We start from the raw sequence: 2,107 nt of genomic DNA, 5'->3' as shown, positions 1-2,107 counted from the left end.
TTTTGGTACTTTTTTTTAGTTTATTCATTCTTTCTCATGTTGCATACACGCAGTTTAATAAACATGTCCATTTACGCGATACAATCATCTATTAAAAAGAAAGAGAGCTAGAGAAAGCACTTGGTATTCAATTAGGTAGGTATCAAAATGAAAAAAATTGAAAAAAATAAAAAATACGTATTGACTTTAAAAGGTCATTCTGTTAAACGAATCATTAAGTGCTAGAAACACTAAACATGTAGCGAATAGATTACGAAACAATCTTTTCCTGCTTCAAAATTTGGCTTTATTTTTATGCTATTATTGGCATATAACGATTTTGTCGGGTGTGGTTACGCTATACAATACCCTTATGGGAAAGGCGTGACGACGGACTACATGCCGTGTTTCTAGCGCCCGGCACTCTTTTAGAGTGTCAATAGAAATTTTAAACATGTAGGAGTTCCCTATGAACAATTTAGTAACAATCAACAATGCTGGTATTGCTGTCACAACTTCTTTGAAAATTGCAGAGGGTGTAGGTAATAAGCACAAAACAGTTATACAGTTGGTTCGTCAAAATATTAAAGACTTTGAAGAACTTGGAAGGGTCGCATTTGAAATGCTACCCTTTGAAACCAAGGGTGGAATACAAAAGAGAGAAGTTGCCATCCTTAATGAATCACAAGCAACTCTACTGATGACATATATGCGCAATAATGGCACGGTGCGTGCATTTAAAAAAGCGCTTGTTAAAGCTTTTTATGAATTAAAAAGCCAATCAAAAAATCATGATTTATTCTCTAGAGATAATGATTTATTTTCTTATGAAAGTTTAAAAGCTCCTGAGGGAATTGGTAAAGTTTTGGGAATGATTGCTGCGCGTTTATCGTATGTAAATGATCTACAAAAAGAGCTTGATCACTACAAATTGGTTACGACAGAAGCCAAGCGTGTCTTAACAAACGCTATTGCAAAAGCAGCATAAGACAGCAGCGGCGGTGCGGGGGCGCCCCTCTTTAAAATTCTTTCATTCAAAAATTTATTCAAATGTTAGATTAGGGAGCTACCTATGACCACTAAAAATGTATCCAAAAAATATGAACTCACAGATGAAATCCACCGTATTCCTGAGGGAAAAACTGTACGTCGTATAAGAGCATTAAGAGATTTTGCAGATGTTAAAGCAGGTGATCTCGGTGGCGTTATTGAAAACGAAAAAAGCTTATCACATGATGGTGATTGCTGGGTTTATGATAACGCCATGGTTGCTATGGATTCTGTTGTTTCTGAAAATGCACAAGTGCGTAATAATGCACGTGTTTATAAAAGTGCAAAAATATCAGGCAACGCTATTGTTTGTGACAATGCTCAGGTTTTTCATAATGCAAAAATTTCTGATAATGCAAAAATTTGTGATAACGCAATGGTTAATGGTAATGTTTTTGGCAATGCAGTTGTTTGTGATAATGCTCAGGTCTCTTTTCTTGGTCATATTTCTGATAATGCAAAAGTTTCTGATTATGCGCATGTAACTGGCAGGGTTTATGGAAATGCACGCGTTTATGGAAATGCTTGTATTTATGGATTTTCTGAGATTTACGATGATGCGCAGGTTTATGACAGGGCTACTATTTCTGAGCATGTAAAGGTTTATGGAAATGCACGGGTTTGTGATCAGGCAACGGTTTATAGCAAGCCTCGTACAGATGGCTATGCACCACCTATCTATGTAAAGATTTATGGCAATGCCGTGGTTAATGGCAATCAAAAAATTTCTGAAGATATTTGTGGTGATGATAAAGCAGCGTAAATAACGGGGCGGGGGGCTGCTTTATAGCAAAAAAGCCGCGTCCTTTTAAGACACGGCTTTTGTTTGCAACGGGAAACTTATACATTTTAAATGTTAAAATATATTACACAAAACGTGTAAAAATGCAAGCCTTAATACATAAAAACCGCATCAAAATGAATTGATACGGCTTTTATTATCAAAACAGCTAGCGATCTAAATAAACGATTAAAAGAAATAACCGAAATATAAAAGAACGTCTCTTTATTGCACAAAACGTATCAAAAAGCAAGCTGTTAAGTAAAATAAAAATGGGATTCACACTGTAGATTCAGT

Annotated in this window: 2 protein-coding genes; both read left to right on the top strand. The window is 35.6% G+C overall.

Annotation, left to right across the window (positions count from 1 at the left end; translation table 11 throughout):
• The first annotated feature begins 448 nt into the window (after nucleotides 1–448).
• Entirely contained in the window at nucleotides 449–967 is a 519-nt protein-coding gene (locus ACFIQE_RS09805) for a Rha family transcriptional regulator (protein ID WP_375702931.1), read from the top strand.
• Nucleotides 968–1,051: 84 nt separating this feature from the next.
• Nucleotides 1,052–1,792 (top strand): hypothetical protein, encoded by a 741-nt coding sequence (locus ACFIQE_RS09800; protein WP_375626935.1) that lies wholly within the window; start codon nucleotides 1,052–1,054, stop codon nucleotides 1,790–1,792.
• The last annotated feature ends 315 nt before the right edge of the window (nucleotides 1,793–2,107 follow it).

Source organism: Bartonella sp. AA1HLJMS, from assembly GCF_042197445.1.
Classification (GTDB): domain Bacteria; phylum Pseudomonadota; class Alphaproteobacteria; order Rhizobiales; family Rhizobiaceae; genus Bartonella.
Note: the sequence above shows the minus strand (reverse complement) of the source record. Positions and strands in the feature narration are given on the sequence as shown.